We start from the raw sequence: 20,814 nt of genomic DNA, 5'->3' as shown, positions 1-20,814 counted from the left end.
GATCTACCCTACCCGTGCGGCGCAGGGTGCTAGCGCCGTTTGCGCTTGCGGGGGCGGGGGGGTATGGCGGTGCCGGTAGGGGCCGGGCGGCGGGGGGTGGTGGCCGAGCCGGTGGCCGGGCGGGACGATGCCGGGCGGGAGGTGGCCGGGCCGACGGCGGCGTCCTCCACCTCGTGGACGCTGGTGCCCCGGGACTGGGCCCGGGCGGCCAGGCGGTCGCGCAGCTCGGTGAACTCGGGTTGGCGCTCCTTCAGCCAGGAGGCGGCCGGGGCGGCCACGAACAGCGAGGAGTAGGTGCCCACCAACAGGCCGATGAGCAGGGCCACGGCGAACTCGGCCAGGGTGACCGCCCCCAGGATGAGCGCCCCCACCACCAGCATGGACAGCACCGGCAGCACCGAGGTGATGGTGGTGTTCACCGACCGCAACAGCACCATGTTGAGGGCGGTGTTCATGATGCGGGTGTAGGTGGCCCGGCCCACCAGGGCGGAGCGGCGCTGGTAGTCGCGGTTCTTGTCGAACACCACCAGGGTGTCGTAGAGGGAATAGCCCATGATGGTGAGGAAGGCGATGACGGTGGCGGGCGTCACGTCGAACTGGAACAGGGCGTAGATGCCCACGGTGATGACGATGTCGTGGGCCACCGCCACCAGGGCGGCCACCGCCATCCGCCACTCCAGGCGCAGCGTGATGTAGATGGCCACCACGATGAAGAACACGATGAGGGCCCGGATGGCCTTGTTGGTGATCTCGTCGCCCCAGGAGGCGCTGATGGAGTTGAAGTTGATGTCGTTGACGCTCTGGCCGGTGAGGGCGGCCAGCGCGGCCGACACCCCGGCCACGCTGGTGGCGTCGGTGGCGTCGAGTTCGGCGCGCACCCGCAGCACGTCGCCGCCCACGAACTGGATCTTGGCGTCGGCCTGGTCCACACCCCGCAAGGCGTCGCGCACCTCGGCGGTGGAGACGTCGGGGGCCTTGGCCTCCCACACCGTGCCGCCCTCGAACTCGATGCCGAGGTTCACACCCCGCACCAACAGGGCCACGATGCTGATGAGCATGAGGGCGGCCGACACCTTGAGGGTGGTCTTCCAGAGGGTGGGGAAGTCCACCCTGGTCTGGTTGCGCAACAGGCGCCGGAACCGGCTCACGTTGTGCTCCCGGCGGCGGCGGTGGGCAGGGCCTCGTCCCGGGTGGGCAGGCCCAGGCGGTGGGGGTGGGCCATGAGGCCGGCCGAGCGCGACATCAACAGGGCGCAGGGCCGCAGGAAGAAGTAGGTGGCCACCAGGTCGAGCACCGAGGCCAGGCCCAGCATGAGGGCGAAGCCCCGCACCGAGCCCGCCGACAGCCAGTAGAGGATGACGGCGGCGATGAGCGAGGCGAAGTTGGCCCAGAAGATGGTGCGGAAAGCGGCGGGGAAGGCCTGCTCCAGCGACGAGCGCAGGGAGCGGCCAGTGCCCACGTCTTCTTTGAGGTGCTCGAAGTAGACCACGTTGGAGTCGAGCGACACGCCGATGGACACGATGAGGCCGGTGACCCCGGCCAGGGTGAGGGCGAGGTCCTGGGTTTCGCCGAGCCAGGCCACGATCACCCACAACAGGGTGGCCGACACCCCCAGGCTGAGGATGGCCACCAGGCCCAGCAGGCGGTACATGGACACCATGAACAGAAACACCAGGGCCAGCCCGACGATCCCGGCGATCACCCCGGCCCGCAGGGCGTCGCCGCCGATGGTGGCCGACACCGCCCGGCTGGTGCTGTCGCTCTGGGGGTCGGTGGGGTCCTGGAACTCGATGGGCAGGGCGCCGTAGCGCAGCACCAGGGCCAGGTCGTCGGCTTCCTGTTCGGAGAAGTTGCCGGAGATCACCACCCGGCCGTCGAAGTTGGGGGTTTGCACGGTGGGGGCCGACTGCACGTTGCCGTCCACCACGATGGCCAGTCGGCCCAGCCCGGCCGGGCCCGCCGGGCAGATGGGCGAGTTGCCGAAGCACTCGGCGGCCATGTCGTCGAAGGCGTCGGCGCCCTCGTCGCCGCCCTTGAAGGTGGCGTCGACCACGAACTCGCCCCGAAAGGAGCTGTCGGCACCGCTCAGGCCGGCCCCGGTGAGCACCGACGGGCCGAGGAGGTAGCGCCGCACCACCGTGCCGTCGTCGGCGCGCTCGGGCAGGACCACGAAGCGCTCGAGCACGTCCTCGGCGGCGGTGGAGGTCTCCAGGAAGTTGCCGTCCACGTCGGTGGGGCACGGGGCCAGGCCCCGCTCGTCGGGTTCGGGGTCGGGCAGCTCGGCGTCGGGCAGCTCGATCTCCACGTCGCCGAAGGAGATGGGCTCGGCGGTGAGCTCGGCGCACACCGGGCGGAAGCGCAGCTCGGCGGTCTGGCCCACCACGTCGATGGCCCGCTGCTGGTCGCTGATGCCGGGGAGCTGCACCACCACCCGGCCGCCCTGGCGGGTGACGTCGGGCTCGGCCACCCCGAGGCCGTCGATGCGGTCGCGGATGATGTTGACGGCGGTGTCGAGGTCGCCCTCGGTGATGGCGACGGGGCGGTCGGGGTCGTCCACCGGGACCAGCACCACCTCGACCCCGCCCTTGAGGTCGAGGCCGAGGAGCGGTCGGTTGCCCACGACGAGGGAGGCGGCCAGCAGGCCGGCGGCCAGGGCCAGGATGAATGCGAGGGAGATCAGCGAACGGCGGTTCATGAACGCTGAGGGGTGGGGCTAGGTGCCGGCAGTGTCGTCGCCGTCGATGTCGGCGTACACGATCTTGTTGGCGATGGTGTCGCGGCTGATCTTGATCTCCACGCCATCGCTGATCTCGATGAACACGGTGCCGCCGTCGAAGTCGGTGATCATCCCGTAGAGGCCCGACGCGGTGATCACCTCGTCGCCCACCTCCAGGGCGGCGAGAAGCTCACGGTGCAGGCGCGCCTTCTTCTGCTGGGGTCGGATCATGAACATGTACATGACGACGAAGAGCATCAGTATGAGGTAAATGGCCTCCAAGGCTCGCGATGTTACCGGATCGAGGGGCTGGGCGGCGACTCGGCGGGAGGCGCCCATATCTGGGCCACGCGGCGGCGGAGTTGATCGAAGGTGCCGGCGGCGATGGCCTGTTTGGCGGTGTCCATGAGGTTCAGCAGCCAGGCCACGTTGTGGAGGGTGAGCAGGCGGGAGGCGGAGGGTTCGTCGACGTTGAGCAGGTGGCGGAGGTAGGCCCGGGAGTAGCGGGCGGCCGGGCTCCGGGGGAAGTCGGGGTCGATGGGGCGGTGGTCGGTGGCGAAGGCGGCGTTGCCCAGGTTGAGGCGGCCCTGGCCGGTGAGGGCGGTGCCGTGGCGGGCCAGGCGGGTGGGGAGCACGCAGTCGAACAGGTCGACGCCGAGGGCCACGGCCTCCATGAGGCCGACGGGGTCGCCCAGGCCCATGAAGTAGCGGGGTTGGTCGGCGGGCAGGTGGCCTACGGTGGCGGCCAGGGTGGCGAGCGTGAGTTCGGGGCGCTCCCCCACCGACAGCCCGCCCACGGCGTAGCCGTCGAAGCCGACCTCCACGGTGCGGGCCGCGCTCTCGGCCCGCAGGTCGGGGTCGAGGCCGCCCTGGACGATGCCGAACTGGTTGGCGCCCCGGTTGGGGCCGTTGCGTTCAAGGAAGCGGTGGCGGGCCCGGCGGGCCCAGGCGGCGGTGCGGTCCACGGCCAGGCGTTGGGCGGGGGCGGGGGCGTCGGACGGGGGGCACACGTCGAGGGCCATCTGGATGTCGGAGCCGAGTTGGAGTTGTACGTCGACCACCTGTTCGGCGGTGAACCGGTGGGTGGAGCCGTCGTAGGTGGAGCGGAACACGGCCCCGTCGTCGTCCACCTTGGGCTTGAGGGAGAACACCTGGTAGCCGCCGGAGTCGGTGAGCACGTGGCCCGACCAGCCGGTGAAGCCGTGGAGGCCGCCGGTGGCCTCGATCACCTCGGGGCCGGGCCGCATCAGGAGGTGGTAGGTGTTGGCCAGCACCACCGGGGGGTTGAGGGCTTCGAGGTCGGCGGTGTCGAGGGTGCGGACGGCGGCCCGGGTGCCGACCGGCATGAAGCACGGGGTGGGGATGGTGCCCCGGGCCGTGGTGATGCGACCGGTGCGGGCCTGCCCGTCGTGGGCCAATGTCTCGAATCGGAGGGTCATGGCGGCGGGGGGTGGGGTTGGTGGCGGGTGTTTGGGGTCATGGCGGCGGGGGTTCTAGGCGGGTGCAGAACATGGCGTCGCCCAGGGACAGGAATCGGTAGCCCTCGGCCAGGGCGGTGGCGTAGAGATCGCGCCAGCGGGGGCCGATGAAGGCGGCCAGCAGGGCCAGCAGGCTGGAGCGGGGCAGGTGGAAGTTGGTGAGCAGGGCGTCGACCACCGCGAACCGGTAGCCGGGGGTGATGAACAAGCGGGTGGGGCCCTCGGCCGAGCCGGTGGCGGCGGCCGATTCCAGGGCGCGCACCACGGTGGTCCCCACGGCCACCACCCGGTCGGCCCTGGTGCAGGCCGCCAGGGTGCTTTCGGGGATGCGGTACCGCTCGGTGTGCATCACGTGGTCGTGGAGGTGCTCGGTGGTCACCGAGGCGAAGGTGGCAGTGCCCACGGCCAGCTCCAGGGCGTGGATTTCGGCCCCGGCTCGGCGGCAGCGGTCGAGCACCGCGTCGGTGAGGTGCAGGCCTGCGGTGGGGGCGGCGGCCGAGATGGGGCGGTCGGCGTAGATCGTCTGGTAGCGCTCCGGGTCGGCCAGGGTGGCGGTGACGTAGGGGGGCAGCGGCACCTGTCCGGCCCGGCTCATGAGGGTGTGGGCATCGCCGGTGGGGCGCACCCAGCGTCGGCCGTCGTCGGCGATGCGGTCCCCCACTTCCAGCACCGGTTGCCCGTCGAAGCACAGGTGGGTGCCGGGCGGAACCCGGCGGCCGGGCCGCACCAGGGCCTGCCACCAGCCGTTGTCGCCCGGCTCCAACAGCAGCACCTCCACCCGGCCCCCGGTGGCCTTGCGGAGCCCCAGGCGGGCGGCCATGACCCGGGTGTTGTTCACCACCAGCACGTCGCCGGGTCCGACCAGCTCGGGAAGATCCCGGGTGTGGTGATGCCGGGGGGCGTGGTTCGGGCCGCGGTCGACCAAGAGTCGGGAGCTGTCGCGGGGCTCGGCGGGCTGTTGGGCGACGGCGGCGTCGGGCAGCTCGTAGTGCAGCGCCGCGGTCTCCATGGCCAGTGTCTACCGGACGGAAATCACCATGGCCGAAATTGTCGCTGCGTGGCGGTAGTTTGGGGCTGATGTTGGTGATGGGGATTGATCCCGGCTTGTCGCGCTGCGGCTACGGCGTGGTCCGCCACCAGGGGCGCGCCAATCAGGCGGTGGCCGCGGGCACCATCCGCACCGACCGGGCCGACCCGGTGCCCCAACGGCTGTTCGAGCTGCACGGCGAGCTGGTCGAGCTCATCGGCCACCACCGGCCCGATGTGGTGGCCATCGAGCAGGTGCTGTTCCAGGTGAACGTGCGCACGGCCATGGCGGTGGGGCAGGCCAGCGGGGTGGCCATGGCGGCGGCGGCCGGGTCGGGGGCCGAGGTGTTCGAGTACACCCCCACCCAGATCAAGAAGTCGGTGGCCGGGTGGGGGGCGGCCGACAAACCGCAGATGGGGAAGATGGTGCAGGCCCTGCTGCGGCTGCCCCAGCCCCTCAAGCCGGTGGACGCGGCCGACGCCATGGCGGTGGCCCTGTGCCACCTGGCCCACGCGCCGGCTCGGGCCCGCATCGAGGCGGCCCGGTGATCGGGCTGTTGCGGGGCACGCTGGCCGGGCGCGACGGGGACGAGGTGCTGGTGGAAGTGGCCGGGGTCGGCTACCGGGTGACGGTGACCCCGGCCCTGTCGGCGGGGTTGGGGGAACTCGGCGGTGAGGTGGTGCTGCACATCCACCATCACATTCGAGAGGACGCCCAGACGCTGTACGGGTTCCAGGGCGTCGAGGAGCGGCGCACGTTCGGGGCCCTGTTGGCGGCCCGGGGGGTGGGTCCGGCTTTGGCGCAGTCCCTGTTGTCGGTGCATTCGCCCGCGTCGCTGGCCACCATCTTGGCCAACGACGATCTCGACGCCCTGTGCCTGGTGAACGGGGTGGGCGTGAAGTCGGCCGCCCGGTTGCTGGTGGAGCTGAAGTCGCGGCTGGATATCGGCGACCTGGCCTCTGTGGTGTCCGCCGACGAACCCTCGGCGGGGGCGAGCGAGCCCCGCAGCCAGGTGCGCCAGGCCCTGGCCGAGCTGGGCTATCGCCCCGAGGAGGTCGGTGACGCCATGGCCGCACTGCCCGACGAGGGCGATTCCTCGGCGCTGCTGAAGGCGGCCCTCCAGCATCTGGGCGCCCGGTCGTGAGCGAGCGGGTCGAGTTGCTGGCGGGCGCGCCGCTGCCCGACGAGGAGGTGGCCGAGGTGGGGCTGCGGCCCACCCGGTTGTCCGATTTCGTGGGGCAGACCGAACTGAGGGAGCACCTCCGGATCATCCTGGGGGCGGCCCGGGCCCGGGGCCAGCCCGCCGATCATCTGCTGTTCGCCGGACCTCCGGGGCTGGGCAAGACCACCCTGGCCCACATCGTGGCCCGGGAAATGGACGCCGGGATGCACATCACCTCGGGGCCGGCGATTGAGCGGGCCGGCGATCTGGCCTCCATGTTGTCGAGGCTGGAGACCGGCGACGTGTTGTTCATCGACGAGATCCACCGGCTGCCCCGCATCGTGGAGGAGGTGCTGTATCCGGCCATGGAGGACTTCACGGTGGACGTATTGATCGGCAAGGGGCCCGCGGCCCAGTCGGTGCGCCTCGACCTTTCCCGCTTCACCCTGGTGGGGGCCACCACCCGCACCGGGCTTATCACCGGGCCGCTGCGGGATCGCTTCGGGCTGGTGGCCCGCCTCGACTACTACGCGCCGGACGATCTGCAGGCCATCGTGGTGCGGACGGCGTCGATTTTGGACATCCCGGTGGACGCGGCGGGGGCCGCCGAGATCGCCGGGCGGGCCCGGGGCACCCCCCGCATCGCCAACCGCCTGCTGCGCCGGGTGCGGGACTACGCCGAGATTCGGGCCGACGGGGTGGTGGACGAGGCGGTGGCGGCCGCCGGGCTGCGGCTGTTCGGGGTGGACCAGGGCGGGCTGGACAAGATCGACCGGGCCATCCTGTCGGCGGTGTGCGAACGGTTCGGGGGCGGCCCGGTGGGGCTGTCCAACTTGGCCATCAGCGTGAGCGAGCCCACCGAGACGGTGGAGGACGTGTACGAGCCGTTCCTGATCCAACAGGGCCTGTTGATGCGGACGCCCCGGGGCCGGGTGGCTACCCCGGCGGCGTGGACCCACCTGGGGTTGCCGCCCCCCGAGGACGCCCCCGAGCCGTCCAACCTGTTCGACTGAGGGGCCAACGGCTGGCCTCTGGCGGGGCGGTGGCCGTTGGCGGCGGGGCGCCGGGGCGGGCCCGGCGTCAGCCCACGGCGGCTTGGAGGAGTTCGTCGGGGATGTCGAAGTTGGCGTACACGTCCTGCACGTCGTCGTGGTCGTCGAGGGCGTCGATGATGCGCAGCACCGCCCGGGCGGCCTCCTCGCTGTCCACGCCCACCACCGAGGTGGGCAACATGGTGGACGACGCCGAAACGAACTCGATGCCGGCGGCGTCCAGGGCGTCGCGCATCTGGGGCAGATCGGTGGGCGGGCAGGTGAGGCGCCAGGTGTCGCCCTCGTCGGCGATGTCCTCCCCGCCGGCGTCGAGGGCGGCCATCATCAGCTCGTCCTCGTCGATCGACCGGTCGAGGATCACCACCCCCTTACGCTCGAACTGCCAGGCCACCGCGCCCGGTTCGGCCAGCGATCCGCCGTTGCGGGTGAAGAGCGTTCGCACCTCGGAGCTGGTGCGGTTGCGGTTGTCGGTGAGGGTCTCCACGTACAGGGCCACCCCGCCGGGGGCGTACCCCTCGTAGTACACCGACTCGTACGACACCCCCTCCAGCTCGCCGGTGCCCCGCTTGATGGCCCGCTCGATGGTGTCGAGGGGCACCGAATTGTCCCTGGCCTTCTGGAACATGGTGCGCAGCGTGGGGTTGGCGTCGGGGTCGCCCCCTCCCTCGCGGGCGGCCACCTCCACCTGGCGGATGAGCTTGGCGAACAGCTTGCCCCGACGCTTGTCGGCGGCCCCCTTGCGATGCTTGATGGTGGCCCATTTGGAGTGTCCCGACACGTGTGCCCTCCCCTGCTCCTCGTCCTCGCCTAGACCTCGTCCAGGAACCAACGGTGGAGCCGGTCGTCTCCGGCCAGCTCCGGGTGAAAGGCCGACACCACCGCCGAGCCCTGGCGGCACAGCACCGGCCGGCCGTCCAACTCGGCCAGCACCTCGGCCCCGTCGCCCACCGACTCCACCACCGGGGCGCGGATGAACACGCCGGGAAACGGCTCCTCCCAGGGCATGATGGCCAAGTCGGTGTGGAACGAGTCGGACTGGCGGCCGTAGCCGTTGCGCCGCACGGCCACGTTCACCGCGCCGAAGCACCGCTGGCCGGGGTAGCCGTCCACCACCCCGGCGGCCAACAGGATCATGCCCGCACAGGTGCCCAGCACCGGCATCCCGTCGGCCAGGCGGTCGGCCAGCGGTTGGGCCAGCCCGTTGGCGTCGAGGAGTTTGGAGATGGCGGTGGACTCGCCGCCGGGAATGACCAGGCGGTCGACTTCGGCCAGCTCGGCGGGGGTGCGCACCTCCACGGGGGCGGCACCCAGTGCGCTCAGGACCTGCTCATGGCGCCCGAAGGCCCCCTGCAGGGCCAGCACACCGACCTTCACCCGGGGGCTCCGGGTCTCGGGGTGTTCCCTCGGGCTGCGGCACGGTGGGTTCGCCTTACCAGCCGCGCTCGGCCAGGCGGGTTTCGAGGCCGTCCATCTCCAGGCTCTCCATGGGCCGGCCCAGGCCGCCGCTGACCTTGGCCAGGATGTGGGGGTCGCGGTAGTTGGCGGCCGCTTCCACGATGGCCTTGGCCCGAGCCTCGGGGTCGGACGACTTGAAGATGCCCGAGCCCACGAACACGGCCTCGGCCCCGAGCTGCATGACCAGCCCGGCGTCGGCGGGGGTGGCGATGCCCCCGGCGCAGAACAACGGCACGGGCAGCCAGCCGGTTTCGGCCACCTCCCGGACCAGCGGCAGGGGGGCCTGGAGCTGCTTGGCCCAGTCGAACAGCTCGGCGGCGTCGGCCTGGGTGATGCGGCGGATGTCGCCGATGATGGAGCGGAGATGGCGCACCGCCTCCACGATGTTGCCGGTGCCGGCCTCGCCCTTGGACCGGATCATGCACGCCCCCTCGGAGATGCGCCGCAGCGCCTCGCCCAGGTTGGTGGCCCCGCACACGAAGGGCACGGTGAAGGGCCACTTGTCGATGTGGTGGGCCTCGTCGGCGGGGGTGAGCACCTCGCTCTCGTCGATGTAGTCCACGTCGAGGGCTTCGAGGATTTGGGCCTCCACGAAGTGGCCGATGCGGGCCTTGGCCATCACCGGGATGGTGACCGCCTGCTGGATGCCGGTGATCATCTCGGGGTCGCTCATGCGGGCCACCCCGCCGTCGCGGCGGATGTCGGCGGGGACCCGCTCGAGGGCCATGACCGCCACCGCCCCGGCGTCCTCGGCGATCTTGGCCTCGTCGGGGGTGACCACGTCCATGATGACGCCGCCCTTGAGCATCTCGGCGAGGCCCCGCTTGACCAGCGCGGTGCCCGTCTCGCGACCCGGAGTGGACTCAACAGCCATGGGCTCAGTCTAAGGCTTCCCGCACCGGATACGCGGTGTCGTTACCCGTTGTTCAACCGCTGATGCTGCCGAGACGGCTTTGTTGCGTCAGCGGTTGTTGAGGAGGTTGCGGGCGAAGTCCTCCACCATGACGAGCACGTCGCCGCCGGGGAGGGCGATGAAGGTTTGGCCGGGGGTGAGGCGTACGGGGTTGCCGTTGCCGTCGGTGACCTTCCAGGGCTCTGCGGCTGTGGGCCGCTCCCATCGGCCCCGGATGAGGTGGCCGTCGGTGAAGACCAGGGCGACCCCGCCTTGGGGGTCGGCGGTGATGGCCTGGGGGCTCGTGGCGCTGGGGGCGCTGGGCAGGTAGCGGGTTTGGAGGACGACGACGTTGGCCGGGGTCACCTGGACGGGGTCGATGTCGGGGTTGGGGGTGCCGTCGGGCTCCCGGGCCATGTCCACGTGGGGGGTGCCGTCCTGCCAGCGGGCCCACCCGGCGGCGTCGGCGTCCCACACGAAGTGGGCGATGGATTCGTTGCCGCCGAGGTAGCGGATCTCCACGCCGGGCACCGGGTCGGCCCCCGCCGGGAGTTCCTCACCCTCCCTGCGGTACTCGAACAGGGCCTCCGGCGCGGTCAGCTCGGCCGGGGCGGCATTCCAGATGGCCGAGGTGGTGGTGTAGAGGTTGAAGGGGGCGGCCTGGTCTCCCACCCGCCAGTAGTCGTTGGGCAGGTCATCCCAGCGCAGCTCGTAGAGCTTGCCCGCGGCGTGGCCCTCGGCCAGTTCGGCCAGCACGCCGGGGTTGGCCCCGGAGTGGCCGAAGATGGGCCGGCCGAAGTTGGCCAGGATGTCGGGGTCGGAGCTGCGGGCCGAACGGACCGGTCCCAGCGGCTCGGCCCCCTGGCTGTGGTACACGGCGATCAGGCGGGTGATGCCCTCCACCCGGACCTCGATGAGCATGTCGGCCTGGTTTATGCCCGACTGCGGTCGTCCGGCGTTGCTGGTGCCGATCTTCACGGCCAGCGCCGGTCGGTCCATGATGGAGTTGTCCTCCAGCAGCTCGCCGGTGAGCGGCTCGGTGGGCAGAGGGGGCGGGGTGGGGGTGGGGGCCGGGGCGGTGCCGTCGCCCGGTTGGTCGCCGGTGTCGGGGCCCGAGGGCGCCGGGGCGGGGTTGTCGCCGGTGGACGGGGTGTCGGTGCCCGTTGATCCACCGGTGCCCGCGTCGGTGGTGGGGCCGCCGGTGGCGTCGGGCCCGGTGGGGGCGGTGGCGCCGTCGCCGGTGCCCGCGCTGACGTTGATGTCGCTAGTGTCGGAATCGCCGCACGCCGCCACCAGCAGGGCCACCGCGAGCAGCGCCACGCCCGGCGCGGTCGCCCAACGGGCCCACCGGCGGGGAGGCGTCGGGGTGCGCCTGCGGGGGCGCGGCAGGGCCCGTTTGAGGGCGGTCGGGGCGGCCATCACAGTTCCCGGAGCGCGTCGATTCGGGTCTGGAGGGGGGGATGGCGAACCGGGTCGGTGAAGCCCCAGTCGGGTTCATGGATCCACATGTGCAACGCAGCCACCGTGGGCGATGGTACCCGAGCGGGGTGCCCGGATAGTGTCACCAGCGTCGACAGCAGGCCGGGGGGATAGCGGGTGAGCGACACCGCCTCGAAGTCGGCTTCCAGACTGGTTCCGGCGGGCAGGGCCCTCTCCATCAACCGGCTGCGCAGACGGCCCACCGCCCCCAACGGCCAGGCCAACAGGACACCGGCCAGGGTCTCGAAGGCGGCATCACCCCGTCGGATGCGGCACAGGTGATGGGCCAGCAGTCCCTCCAACTCGATGCGGTCGAGGCGGTCGACCGCCCCGGTGGTGACCACGATGGTGGCCTGGTCGGGGGTGCGGGCCGCGGCCAGGGCGTTGACGGCGTCGGAGCCGATGACTCGCAACTCGGGCACCGGGATGCCGTGGTTGACGCACAGGCCCTCCAGCACGTTCTCGAGGATCTCCTTATGGGGCCCGTGGGGGGCAGCGCCCCCGGTGAGGCGCAGCAGTACGGGCCAGGCGGCCCGGAGCATCGCCAGCGCCACCACGGCGCCCACCGCCACGGCGACGATGACGCCGAACAGCCAGGGCTGCCCGACAAGGATGACGACCACACCGGCCGCCACGCCCACAACGGCCCCGTAGACCCCGACGACCGCGGCCGAACGGCGGCGGGCGGCGCTCATCGGGTGCCCTCGGGGGCGGGGGGTGCGGGGATGCGGACCGGGCGGCCCGCGGCCAGGTCGGCGTAGATCTCCACGTAGCGTTGGGCCAGGGTGTCCATGGAGAACTGCTGGGCTCGTTCCAGGCCCGAGGCCACCAGGGCCCCGGCGGTGTCGTGGTCGTACAGCACCCGCTTGAGGGCGGCGGCCAGCGCCGCGGGGTCGCCGGGTTCCGACAACAGGGCGTCGCGGCCCGGTCGGGCCACGATGGCGTAGGCGTCCAGGTCGGAGGCCACGATCGGGGTGCGGGCGGCCATGGCCTCCAACAGCACCACGCCGAACGACTCGCCGTACAGCGACGGGGCGCAGAACACGTCGGCCCCCCGCAGGCGGGCCTGCTTCTCCGTATCGGAAATCCGTCCCAGCCACTCCACCCGGGGGTCGTTGCCCGCCCGGGCCCGCAACGCCTCGGTCTCGGGGCCGTCGCCCCCCACCCACAGGCGCACCTCGTCGGGGAGGTGCGACAGGGCGTCGATCAAGACGGCGAGGCCCTTGCGGGGCTCGTGGCGCCCCACGAAGAAGATGGTGGGCCCGGTGGTGGGAACGGGCTCGGAGGCGGGGGCGTCGAGTTCCACGCCGTTGAACATCACCTCGTAGCGTCCCCCGAGTTGGGCCTCGGCCAGTCGGCGGGCGTCGTCGGACACCGCGCAGCGGTGGTCCAACCGGTTGGCCACCCATTGCACCAGGGGCCGCAGGTACTGGTAGGCGGTGCTGTGGCCGGCCCGGTGGAAGGTGCCGAGCAAGGGGGCCGACTTCATGACCGCGGCGGTGTTGGTGGGGCCGGGGGCCAGGGGCTCGTGGAGGTGGAGCACGTCGAACTGCTCGTCGCGCAGCACCCGGATGGTGCGGAGCTGGGCCGGGGGGTCGGGGGCCAGGGGGGCGATGGAGCCGTTGGAGGCGGTGGGCAGGCTGTTGCCCAGGGGGGTGACCGATTCGTCGGGGGGCGGGCCGTCGCAGGGGGCCAGCACCCGGGCCTCCACCCCCATGCGGCGAAGCGAGCGGGCCAGCCCCATGACCTGCCCCTGCACGCCGCCGGGAATGGTCAGGCTGTAGGGGCACACCAGCCCGACCCTCATCCGATCACTGTCTCCCGGTCGGCCTGCTCGGCGCCGAGGCGGCGGGGGGCATCCTGGGGGCCGGGGCGTTCGAACATCCGGCGCTCCTGGCGGAATCGGCGCAGGGCATCCTCGTCGCTCGCCCAGTTGGGCTGCATCAGGTGCCACTGTTCGGGGGCGGCGCGGATCAGCTCTTCCAGGGCGTAGGCCAAGTCCTGGGTGACCCGGGCCACGTCGGCCCGGAGGCGGCCCTGGCGCTGGGCCGGGATTGGGGGCAGCACCACGCCGTGGTGGTTGGGGCCGTCCTGGTAGACGGCGGTGGGCAGGATGGGCGCCCCGGTGCGCAGGGCCAGGGTGGCCGGGCCGCCGGGCAACAGGGTGGGTTCCCCGAAAAACTGCACCTCTATACCGCCTCGTCCCACCTGCCGGTCGGCCAGCAGGCAGACCACCTGGCCCACTCGCAGCGACCGGATGAGCACCGACACGGCGTCGGGGCCCAGGGCCACGATGTCGATGCCCATGCGGCGGCGTTCCTCCACCATCCACTCGAACAGGCGAGCCTGCTCGATGGGCTCGACCACCGATATGACCGGGTAGCCGGGTATGCGGGCCATCCAGGTGCCGGCCCACTCCCAGCCCCCCAGGTGGGGCAGGGCCAGGATGGGGGCGGTGCCGGAGGTGACGGCGTCTTGGATGTGGTGGAAGCCCTGGTGGGTGAATCCGGCGTCCACGGCGTCGTCGTCGAGGTAGGCCAGGCGGGCGCCGTCGTACCAGTAGCGGGCGTAGGACTCGAAGGCCTCCTGCACCTTGTGAGCCAACGCCCGGCCTTGGAGGTCGGGGCCGCACACCCGCTGGAGGCGGCGCTCGGTGATGAAGCGGCGCTCGGGCAACAGGTGGTAGGCGCTGCGGCTGATGCCCCGGGCCAGGGCGGTGCCCACCGGTCGGGGCAGGCGACGGGCCAGGGCCGCCCCCGAGCGGTACAGCACCGTGTCGGCGGTGAGGCGGTGGGTTCCCCCGGTTGGTGGCGCCTTCTCGGCGGGGTCGGCCACGAAGTACCGGGGTGGTCAGAGCCGCGAGCGGCGGGGCGGGCGGCGGGGTTGACGACCGGTTTGGCGGCGGGTGGCCCGTCGGGCCTGGTAGGTGGCCCGCCACCGGTCGTGGGACGGACGGCGTTCCCGGCGAGCCCGAGGGGCCACCGGGCGGCGGGCGGGCGGGGAGTCGGCCTGACGCCACACCTTGGCGAAGCGGTAGAGGGCGGTGGCCCCGGTGAGCACCAGCATGGCCCACAGCACCGGGATGAGCACGAAGCTGAAGGCCAACCCGGCGCCGAGCACGATGAACCGCTCGGCTCGCTCCATGAGACCGCCCTTGGCGTCGAGGCCCAGCGACTCGGCCTTGGCCCGCTGGTACGACACCAGCATGGCGGCGGCCATGAGCGCCACCGGCAGCATGAAGATGTGGCCCGGTTCATTGGCCCCGAGGTACCAGGCCACGCCGCCGAACAACAGGGCGTCGCACAGCCGGTCGCTCACCGAGTCGAAGAAGGCGCCCCGGATCGAGCTGGTTCCCGAGGCCTTGGCGATGGGCCCGTCGAGGGCGTCGGGCAGCCCGGTGAGGATGAGAAACACCAACCCGAGGATCAGCCGACCGCTGCCGATGACCACCGCGGCGGTGGCGGCCATGAGGATGCCGACCACGGTGACCGCGTCGGCGCTGACCCCCAACCGGTACAGAGCGGTGCCGATGGGGCCGAGTCCCCGATTGACCGCCACACGCCAGTTGCCGTCGAACATTCGGCCTCTACTCTACTGGCCGGTCGGTGAGGTGGTCAGTCCAATCCTCGGGATTGGGCTGCACCAATTGGTCGATCACCTCGCCGGTGATGCCGTCCACGAACACCAGGCCCCGCTGGTGGGGTTGGGGCTCGTTGGAGTAGAGCAGGATGCGCCACAGGGGGCGGCTGAGCCAGCCCCGCCAGCCCATCTGGGCCGAGGCGTGGCCCACCGGAAAGCCCACCGCACCGACGGCGACCACCAGGGCGTCGGACTCGTCGATCTTCAGCTCCCGCCCGCACACGAACCCGTAGGCCGCGAACACAGCCAGGGCGATGCCGGCGGCCAGGATTCCCCCGTTGACCAGGGGGCTCTCGGAGGCCACGGCCCACACCACCACGCAGATCACGGCGGCGGCCAGGTAGATGATGGCCGGGATCCGGCGTCGGCTGTTGTTGGGGAACAGGTTCGGGCCGACGTACTCGCTGACGTTCAGTTCCTGGGGAAGCTGGTCGGTGATCTCGGCGTCGGACACCGCGGTGTTGTCGTCGTCGCCGGGCCGGGCTTCGGCGTCGGGCTGCGTTTCGGCGTCGGACACGGTCGGAGACTACCGGGGTTCCCAGGCCCGGCTCAGCTTGGACCAGGACTCGGCCAGGGATTCGGGCAGCACCCGGGTTTCGGCCACTGCGGTCATGAAGTTGGTGTCGCCCCGCCAGCGGGGCAGGCAGTGGACGTGCAGGTGGTCGGGCACCCCGGCCCCGGCGGCCGCTCCCAGGTTGAGGCCCACGTTGATGCCGTCGGGGCGGTAGGCCCGGCCGATGGCGGCCACCGCGGCCCGCACCCCGGCCCACAGCTCCTCGCTTTCGGCGTCGGTGAGGTCGGCCAGGTCGGCCACCGGCCGGTTGGGGACGACCAGGAGGTGGCCGCTGCCGTAGGGGTAGGCGTTGAGCACGGCGAAGCAGGTGCGTCCCCGCCACAAGATGCCGGTGGCCTCGTCGGGTTCGGGGGCGGCCAACAGGCCCTCGAACAGGGTGCCCTCGGGCTGTTCGGGCCGGGTGTCGCTCACCGAGGCCACGTAGTGGCTGCGCCACGGGGCCCACAGGCGCTCGATCATCGGCGGTGGGCCATCAGCGGTGGGCGGCCACGTCGTCGGTCAAACGGGCGGCGAAGTCGTCGAGGGGCACGCCCCGCTCGTCGCCGTCGGCCCCTCGGGCGTTGACCCCCACGGTGCCGTGGGCCACGTCGTCGTCGCCCACGACCAGCACGTAGGGCAGCTTCTGGAGCTTGGCCGCCCGGATGCGCCGTCCCAGGGGGTCGGCGGCCTCGGCCACCTGCACCCGGAACCCTTCTCGGGTCAAACGGGCCTCCACCTCGGCGGCGTAGGGACCGTGGGAGGCGGCCACCGGCAGGACGGCGGCCTGGACCGGGGCCAGCCACGCGGGAAAGGCCCCGCCGTAGTGCTCGATGAGCACCCCGAAGAAGCGCTCGACCGATCCCATCAGGGCTCGGTGGATGATCACCGGGCGGTGGCGCCCGCCGTCGGCGCCCACGTACTCGAGGTCGAACCGCTCGGGGAGTTGGAAGTCGACCTGGATGGTGGAGAGCTGCCAGGCCCGGCCGATTGCGTCGCGCACGTCCACGTCGATCTTGGGGCCGTAGAAGGCGCCGCCCCCCACGTCGACGGTGTACTCGAGGTCGGCTTGGTGCAGGGCGTTGCGGAGGGCCTCGGTGGCCAGCTCCCACTCGGCGTCGTCGCCCACCGACTTGTCGGGGGGCCGGGTGGCCAGGCGGGCGTCGAAGGAGTCGAATCCGAAGGCCCGCAACACCGACAACACGAAGGCCACCAGCGAGGCGATCTCGGCGGGCGCCTGTTCACGGGTGGTGAAGATGTGGCTGTCGTCCTGGGTGAATCCCCGGGTGCGCATCAGCCCGTGGACCGCCCCCGACAGCTCGTAGCGATACACCGTGCCCAGTTCGAACAGGCGGATGGGCAGATCCCGGTAGGAGCGCTGATTGCTCTTGTAGATCAACATGTGGAACGGGCAGTTCATGGGCTTGGGGTAGTAGCTGGCGCCGTCCATCTCCATGGCCGGGTACATGCTCTCCTCGTAGAAGTCGAGGTGGCCGCTGGTCTCCCAGAGCTCGGAGCGGGCCAAATGGGGGGTGAACACCGATTGGTAGCCCCCTTCGTCGTGGCGGCGGCGGCTGTAGTCCTCGATGATGCGGCGCACCGCCGCGCCCTTGGGGTGCCACACCGCCAGCCCCGGTCCCAGTTCGGTGGGCCACGACAGCAGGTCGAGTTCTCGGGCCAGCCGGCGGTGGTCGCGCTTTTCGGCCTCGGCCAGGCGGTGCAGATGGGCGGCCAGGTCCTTGCGGGTGGCCCAGGCGGTGCCGTAGACGCGCTGGAGCGAGGGGCGGCCCGCGTCGCGCCGCCAGTAGGCGCCGGCCACGCTCATCAGCTTGAAGTGTCCCAGCCTGCCGGTGGAGGGAACGTGGGGGCCCCGGCACAGGTCGATGAAGGTGTCGGAGTTGCGGTAGTAGCTGATTTGGCCGTCGCCGGAGACCTCGGCGGCCAACTCCTCGGCCTCCTCGGCGCTCTCCCCAGAGGGGTGGGGCTCGGTGGCGTCAGGGGCGGCGGCATCGGGGGCGGCGTGATCGGGGGCCAGGGCCACCGTTTCGATGATCTCCCGCTTGTAGGGATGGTCGGCGAACAGCTTCAGCCCCTCGGCGGCCGACACCTCGTGGCGCTCGAAGGGCTGATCGGCGGCGATGATCTCCCGCATCCGGGCCTCGATGGCCTCGAGCTCGTCGTCGCTGATGGTGGCCCCGTCGGGCAGGTCGAAGTCGTAGTAGAAACCGTCCTCGATGGGGGGACCCACCGCGTAGGTGGCTCCGGGGTACAGCTCCAGCACGGCCTGGGCCAGCACGTGGGCGGTGGAGTGGCGCAGGGTGGTGAGCCCCACGTCGCTGTCGGCGGTGACGATCGCCACGTTCTGGCCGTTGGCCAGCGGCATGCTGAGGTCGACCTCCACCTCGTCGGCCACCGCGATCAGGGCGGCTCTGGCCAGGCCGGGACCGATGTCGGCGGCCAGGTCGGCGGCGGTGGCGCCGGAGGGAAGGGCACGCTCGCTGCCGTCGGGGAGGGTGACGCTGATGTCAGCCATGACCGGGCAATTTTATCGGCAGCAACCGGTGGCCCGAGAGCCGTTACCGGTTACAGCGAGACGCCCAGCAGGGCGGCGGCGGAGGCGAGGGCGCCGGTGCCGGTGGCGACGGCCCGGTCGATGGCGGCCACGGCCCCCGGGGTGTCGAGATCGTCGTCGAGGCGGGCCCGCACCTGATCCAGCACCCCATCGGCAGTGTCGGAGTGGCCCCCGGCGGCGGCCTGCCAGGCGTCGAGGCGGGCGGCGGCCTCGGGCATGAGCGCATCGGTCCACTCCCACGAATCCCGGTAGTGGTGGCTCACGATGGCCAGGCGAATCGCCCGCGGGTCGTATTCCTTCAACAGGTCGGAGACGAACACCAGGTTGCCCAGCGACTTGGACATCTTGGCGCCGTCCATCCGCACCATGGCCTGGTGCATCCAGTGGCGCACGAACTGCTCCCCCATCACCACCTCCGACTGGGCCGCTTCGCACTCGTGGTGGGGATAGATGAGATCGCTGCCCCCGCCGTGGAGATCCACCGTGCCCCCGAGTTCTCGCAGGGCCAGCGCCGAGCACTCGATGTGCCAGCCGGGGCGGCCCGGCCCCCAGCGGGAGTCCCAGGCCGGTTCGTCGGGGGCCGACTTCTGCCACAGCACGAAGTCGAGGGGGTCGCGCTTGTTGGGGTCGTCGGGATTGCCCCCGTGTTCAGCGGCCAACGCCAGCATGGCCGGGCGGTCGAGGTGGCTGATCTGGCCGAACCGGTCGAAGGCCGAAATGTCGAAATACACCGAACCGCCCGACTGGTAGGCGTACCCCCGGTCGAGCACCTGGCCGACCATCTTGCGGATGTCGGCGATGGCCGAGGTGGCCCGGGGCTCCGACCAGCACGCCAGCATGCCCAGGGCCTTCATGTCGGAGTCGAACCGGGCGGTCTCGGCGGCGGCCAGATCCAGGTAGTGGACGCCGATCTCCCGCGCTTTGCGGAGGATGTCGTCGTCCACATCGGTGATGTTGCGGACACAACGGGTGTCGTGGCCCCGGTCGCGCAGACGGCGCTGGAGCACGTCGTAGGTCACGTAGGTGGCGGCGTGGCCCAGATGGGTGGCGTCGTAGGGGGTGATGCCGCAGGTGTACATCGTGACCACCGGGCCGGGCTCGAAGGGCACCACCGCTTGTCGGGCCGTGTCGTACAGCTTCATCGGAGCGGTTGGGTCGACCCCGGAAGGCGGCGACGGCGGGGGCGACATGGCGGGGCGACTCAGTCGGCTTCTGTGTCCAACCCGGTGAAGCGCACGGCCACCCGGGTCTTGTAGCGGACGTTGAGTTGCAACAGCACGGCAGTGAAGGCCTCCACCGGGGTGGCGCCCGACAGTGGGCCGGCGTCGAGGGCCCGCACGCCGGGCAGGCGGTTCATGATCTCGATGGTGGTGGCCATGGCGTCGGAGTGGTCGGAACAGACCAGCACGTCGCTGTCCACCGGCCGGTGCAAGTCGCCCAGGTCGTGGGCGGGCACGTGGTGCAGGGTGGCCGACACCCGGGCCTGGGGCACCACCGCCTGCACCGAGGCGGCCACCGACCCTCGGGGGGGCAGCAGCGGTTGGAACTCCCGGCCCACTTTGATGAGGGCGTTGGCCATGGAGATGACCACTTTGTCGGCCAACTGATCGGCCACGGTGGCCGCGGTGGCTGCGGCGGCGTCCCAGGGGGTGGCCACCACCACCACGTCGCAGGCGGCGGCCCCCGGATTGGCGGCGCCGGAAAGCGCCATGTCGTGCTGGGGCCACTCCCGAAGCAAGCCCTCGCAGATCTCCTCGGCCCGCTCGGCCGAGCGCGATCCCACCACGGTGTCGTAGCCCACCGAGGCCAGACGAACGGCCAAGGCTCTTCCGGCCGGGCCCGTGCCTCCGAGTATGCCGATGCGCATCGGCCCCACGGTATAGGACAACGGCCGGGCGGCCCACCCGCGAGTGGTTCATCGGAGCGGTCGGCCCCGGTGCATCGGATGCGTTGGGCGGTGCCCACGGGGCGAGGCCACCGGGTCGGGCGAGTAGTCTGCAACGACCATGGGACTCCTGGACGGCAAACGGATCTTGGTCACCGGCGTGCTCACCGACGCCTCGCTGGCCTTCGGCATCGCCTCGCTGGCCGCCGACGAAGGGGCGGAGCTGGTGCTGACCGGGGCGGGGCGGGGCCTGCGCCTCACCGAGCGCACGGCCCGCAAGCTGCCGGGCTCCCCCCCGGTGTTGGCCTTCGATGTGACCGAGCCCGACCACGCCGCCGCCCTGCGGGCCGAACTGGCCGACCGGTGGGGAACGGTGGACGGCGCCCTTCACGCCATCGGGTTCGCCCCCGAGGTGTGCCTGGGCGACGACTTCATGGCCGCGGGCTGGGACGACGTGCGGGTGGCGTTGGAGATTTCGGCCTACTCCCTCAAGACGCTGGCCGAGGTGGTGGTGCCGCTCATGGATGAGGGCGGGTCGATCGTGGGGCTGGACTTCGACGCCACCGTGGCCTGGCCCGCCTACAACTGGATGGGGGTGGCCAAGGCGGCCTTCGAGTCCACCGCCCGCTATTTGGCCCGCAGCCTGGGCGACCAGGGCATCCGGGTGAACCTGGTGGCCGCCGGGCCGGTGCGGACCATGGCCGCCCGCTCCATCCCGGGTTTCGCGGTGTTCGAGGACACCTGGGCCGACCGGGCGCCGCTGGGCTGGGATGTGTCCGACAGCTCGGCGGTGGCCAAGGCGGCGGTGGCCCTGCTGTCGGACTGGTTCCCCATGACCACCGGGGAGATGGTGCACGTGGACGGCGGCTATCACGCGGTGGGGGCCTGAGGGCGTACTACCGGTTGG

Annotated in this window: 22 protein-coding genes; 4 read left to right on the top strand and 18 right to left on the bottom strand. The window is 71.7% G+C overall.

What is annotated here, in order from left to right:
• Positions 1-29 precede the first annotated feature (29 nt).
• From secF to queA, 5 genes are read right to left on the bottom strand one after another with little or no spacing between them, the layout of a single operon-like run.
• The gene (gene secF / locus ACOQPQ_RS15535; RefSeq protein WP_420640322.1) at positions 30-1,148 is read right to left on the bottom strand and encodes a protein translocase subunit SecF; all 1,119 of its coding nucleotides are present in this window, start codon (positions 1,146-1,148) and stop codon (positions 30-32) included.
• Positions 1,145-2,695: a protein translocase subunit SecD gene (gene secD / locus ACOQPQ_RS15530; RefSeq protein ID WP_420640321.1), complete on the bottom strand. Its 1,551-nt coding sequence runs from the start codon at positions 2,693-2,695 to the stop codon at positions 1,145-1,147. The genes secF and secD overlap by 4 nt, the downstream gene beginning before the upstream one ends.
• Before the next feature lie 18 nt (positions 2,696-2,713).
• The gene (yajC, locus tag ACOQPQ_RS15525) at positions 2,714-2,998 is read right to left on the bottom strand and encodes a preprotein translocase subunit YajC (protein ID WP_420640320.1); all 285 of its coding nucleotides are present in this window, start codon (positions 2,996-2,998) and stop codon (positions 2,714-2,716) included.
• 11 nt (positions 2,999-3,009) lie between these two features.
• Positions 3,010-4,155: a tRNA guanosine(34) transglycosylase Tgt gene (gene tgt / locus ACOQPQ_RS15520; protein WP_420640319.1), complete on the bottom strand. Its 1,146-nt coding sequence runs from the start codon at positions 4,153-4,155 to the stop codon at positions 3,010-3,012.
• A 37-nt stretch (positions 4,156-4,192) separates the two neighbouring features.
• Positions 4,193-5,203 (bottom strand): tRNA preQ1(34) S-adenosylmethionine ribosyltransferase-isomerase QueA, encoded by a 1,011-nt coding sequence (gene queA, locus ACOQPQ_RS15515; protein ID WP_420640318.1) that lies wholly within the window; start codon positions 5,201-5,203, stop codon positions 4,193-4,195.
• A 68-nt stretch (positions 5,204-5,271) separates the two neighbouring features.
• On the opposite strand from queA, the gene ruvC reads away from it, so the two are divergent.
• Genes ruvC through ruvB form a run of 3 tightly spaced genes read left to right on the top strand, consistent with a single transcriptional unit; the run spans position 5,272 to position 7,396 of the window.
• On the top strand, positions 5,272-5,769 hold the full coding sequence (gene ruvC, locus ACOQPQ_RS15510; RefSeq protein WP_420640317.1) for a crossover junction endodeoxyribonuclease RuvC: 498 nt from the start codon (positions 5,272-5,274) through the stop codon (positions 5,767-5,769).
• The gene (gene ruvA / locus ACOQPQ_RS15505; RefSeq protein ID WP_420640316.1) at positions 5,766-6,365 is read left to right on the top strand and encodes a Holliday junction branch migration protein RuvA; all 600 of its coding nucleotides are present in this window, start codon (positions 5,766-5,768) and stop codon (positions 6,363-6,365) included. The genes ruvC and ruvA overlap by 4 nt, the downstream gene beginning before the upstream one ends.
• The gene (ruvB, locus tag ACOQPQ_RS15500) at positions 6,362-7,396 is read left to right on the top strand and encodes a Holliday junction branch migration DNA helicase RuvB (protein ID WP_420640315.1); all 1,035 of its coding nucleotides are present in this window, start codon (positions 6,362-6,364) and stop codon (positions 7,394-7,396) included. The genes ruvA and ruvB overlap by 4 nt, the downstream gene beginning before the upstream one ends.
• 67 nt (positions 7,397-7,463) lie before the next feature.
• Here ruvB and ACOQPQ_RS15495 read toward each other — a convergent pair whose 3' ends face one another.
• From ACOQPQ_RS15495 to npdG, 13 genes are all read right to left on the bottom strand, one after another.
• Complete coding sequence (locus ACOQPQ_RS15495) at positions 7,464-8,213, bottom strand: YebC/PmpR family DNA-binding transcriptional regulator (RefSeq protein WP_420640314.1); 750 nt, start codon at positions 8,211-8,213, stop codon at positions 7,464-7,466.
• Positions 8,214-8,242: 29 nt separating this feature from the next.
• Entirely contained in the window at positions 8,243-8,809 is a 567-nt protein-coding gene (pdxT, locus tag ACOQPQ_RS15490; protein ID WP_420640313.1) for a pyridoxal 5'-phosphate synthase glutaminase subunit PdxT, read from the bottom strand.
• Positions 8,810-8,864: 55 nt separating this feature from the next.
• Positions 8,865-9,764: a pyridoxal 5'-phosphate synthase lyase subunit PdxS gene (gene pdxS, locus ACOQPQ_RS15485; RefSeq protein ID WP_420640312.1), complete on the bottom strand. Its 900-nt coding sequence runs from the start codon at positions 9,762-9,764 to the stop codon at positions 8,865-8,867.
• Between the two features lie 87 nt (positions 9,765-9,851).
• Entirely contained in the window at positions 9,852-11,201 is a 1,350-nt protein-coding gene (locus tag ACOQPQ_RS15480; protein ID WP_420640311.1) for a DUF3048 domain-containing protein, read from the bottom strand.
• Complete coding sequence (locus ACOQPQ_RS15475) at positions 11,201-11,956, bottom strand: M48 family metalloprotease (protein ID WP_420640310.1); 756 nt, start codon at positions 11,954-11,956, stop codon at positions 11,201-11,203. The genes ACOQPQ_RS15480 and ACOQPQ_RS15475 overlap by 1 nt, the downstream gene beginning before the upstream one ends.
• The gene (locus tag ACOQPQ_RS15470) at positions 11,953-13,068 is read right to left on the bottom strand and encodes a glycosyltransferase family 4 protein (RefSeq protein WP_420640309.1); all 1,116 of its coding nucleotides are present in this window, start codon (positions 13,066-13,068) and stop codon (positions 11,953-11,955) included. The genes ACOQPQ_RS15475 and ACOQPQ_RS15470 overlap by 4 nt, the downstream gene beginning before the upstream one ends.
• Positions 13,065-14,096 (bottom strand): phosphatidylinositol mannoside acyltransferase, encoded by a 1,032-nt coding sequence (locus tag ACOQPQ_RS15465; protein WP_420640308.1) that lies wholly within the window; start codon positions 14,094-14,096, stop codon positions 13,065-13,067. Before ACOQPQ_RS15465 ends, ACOQPQ_RS15470 begins: the two co-directional genes overlap by 4 nt.
• 15 nt (positions 14,097-14,111) lie before the next feature.
• Positions 14,112-14,840: a CDP-alcohol phosphatidyltransferase family protein gene (locus tag ACOQPQ_RS15460; protein WP_420640307.1), complete on the bottom strand. Its 729-nt coding sequence runs from the start codon at positions 14,838-14,840 to the stop codon at positions 14,112-14,114.
• 7 nt (positions 14,841-14,847) lie between these two features.
• Positions 14,848-15,417, bottom strand: coding sequence for a hypothetical protein (locus ACOQPQ_RS15455; protein WP_420640306.1), 570 nt, complete (start codon positions 15,415-15,417; stop codon positions 14,848-14,850).
• A gap of 9 nt (positions 15,418-15,426) precedes the next feature.
• Positions 15,427-15,933: an HIT family protein gene (locus ACOQPQ_RS15450; protein ID WP_420640305.1), complete on the bottom strand. Its 507-nt coding sequence runs from the start codon at positions 15,931-15,933 to the stop codon at positions 15,427-15,429.
• A gap of 13 nt (positions 15,934-15,946) precedes the next feature.
• Positions 15,947-17,983: a threonine--tRNA ligase gene (gene thrS, locus ACOQPQ_RS15445; RefSeq protein ID WP_420640304.1), complete on the bottom strand. Its 2,037-nt coding sequence runs from the start codon at positions 17,981-17,983 to the stop codon at positions 15,947-15,949.
• 50 nt (positions 17,984-18,033) lie between these two features.
• Entirely contained in the window at positions 18,034-19,164 is a 1,131-nt protein-coding gene (gene cysS / locus ACOQPQ_RS15440; protein ID WP_420640303.1) for a cysteine--tRNA ligase, read from the bottom strand.
• Between the two features lie 59 nt (positions 19,165-19,223).
• Positions 19,224-19,889, bottom strand: coding sequence for an NADPH-dependent F420 reductase (npdG, locus tag ACOQPQ_RS15435; protein ID WP_420640302.1), 666 nt, complete (start codon positions 19,887-19,889; stop codon positions 19,224-19,226).
• Between the two features lie 139 nt (positions 19,890-20,028).
• Between npdG and fabI the strand changes: the two genes are divergently transcribed.
• Positions 20,029-20,796 (top strand): enoyl-ACP reductase FabI, encoded by a 768-nt coding sequence (gene fabI / locus ACOQPQ_RS15430; RefSeq protein WP_420640301.1) that lies wholly within the window; start codon positions 20,029-20,031, stop codon positions 20,794-20,796.
• Positions 20,797-20,814 lie beyond the last annotated feature (18 nt).

The sequence above is a fragment of the Candidatus Poriferisocius sp. genome (assembly GCF_965219775.1).
Classification (GTDB): domain Bacteria; phylum Actinomycetota; class Acidimicrobiia; order Acidimicrobiales; family Bin134; genus Poriferisocius.
Note: the sequence above shows the minus strand (reverse complement) of the source record. Positions and strands in the feature narration are given on the sequence as shown.

Bases quoted from the DNA above. Each gene is read 5' to 3' on its own strand.
- secD (WP_420640321.1), bottom strand. From the start codon at position 2,695: ATGAACCGCCGTTCGCTGATCTCCCTCGCATTCATCCTGGCCCTGGCC.
- tgt (WP_420640319.1), bottom strand. From the start codon at position 4,155: ATGACCCTCCGATTCGAGACATTGGCCCACGACGGGCAGGCCCGCACC.
- queA (WP_420640318.1), bottom strand. From the start codon at position 5,203: ATGGAGACCGCGGCGCTGCACTACGAGCTGCCCGACGCCGCCGTCGCC.
- ruvC (WP_420640317.1), top strand. From the start codon at position 5,272: ATGTTGGTGATGGGGATTGATCCCGGCTTGTCGCGCTGCGGCTACGGC.
- pdxS (WP_420640312.1), bottom strand. From the start codon at position 9,764: ATGGCTGTTGAGTCCACTCCGGGTCGCGAGACGGGCACCGCGCTGGTC.
- ACOQPQ_RS15480 (WP_420640311.1), bottom strand. From the start codon at position 11,201: ATGGCCGCCCCGACCGCCCTCAAACGGGCCCTGCCGCGCCCCCGCAGG.
- ACOQPQ_RS15475 (WP_420640310.1), bottom strand. From the start codon at position 11,956: ATGAGCGCCGCCCGCCGCCGTTCGGCCGCGGTCGTCGGGGTCTACGGG.
- ACOQPQ_RS15470 (WP_420640309.1), bottom strand. From the start codon at position 13,068: ATGAGGGTCGGGCTGGTGTGCCCCTACAGCCTGACCATTCCCGGCGGC.
- ACOQPQ_RS15460 (WP_420640307.1), bottom strand. From the start codon at position 14,840: ATGTTCGACGGCAACTGGCGTGTGGCGGTCAATCGGGGACTCGGCCCC.
- ACOQPQ_RS15450 (WP_420640305.1), bottom strand. From the start codon at position 15,933: ATGATCGAGCGCCTGTGGGCCCCGTGGCGCAGCCACTACGTGGCCTCG.
- thrS (WP_420640304.1), bottom strand. From the start codon at position 17,983: ATGGCTGACATCAGCGTCACCCTCCCCGACGGCAGCGAGCGTGCCCTT.
- cysS (WP_420640303.1), bottom strand. From the start codon at position 19,164: ATGAAGCTGTACGACACGGCCCGACAAGCGGTGGTGCCCTTCGAGCCC.
- npdG (WP_420640302.1), bottom strand. From the start codon at position 19,889: ATGCGCATCGGCATACTCGGAGGCACGGGCCCGGCCGGAAGAGCCTTG.
- fabI (WP_420640301.1), top strand. From the start codon at position 20,029: ATGGGACTCCTGGACGGCAAACGGATCTTGGTCACCGGCGTGCTCACC.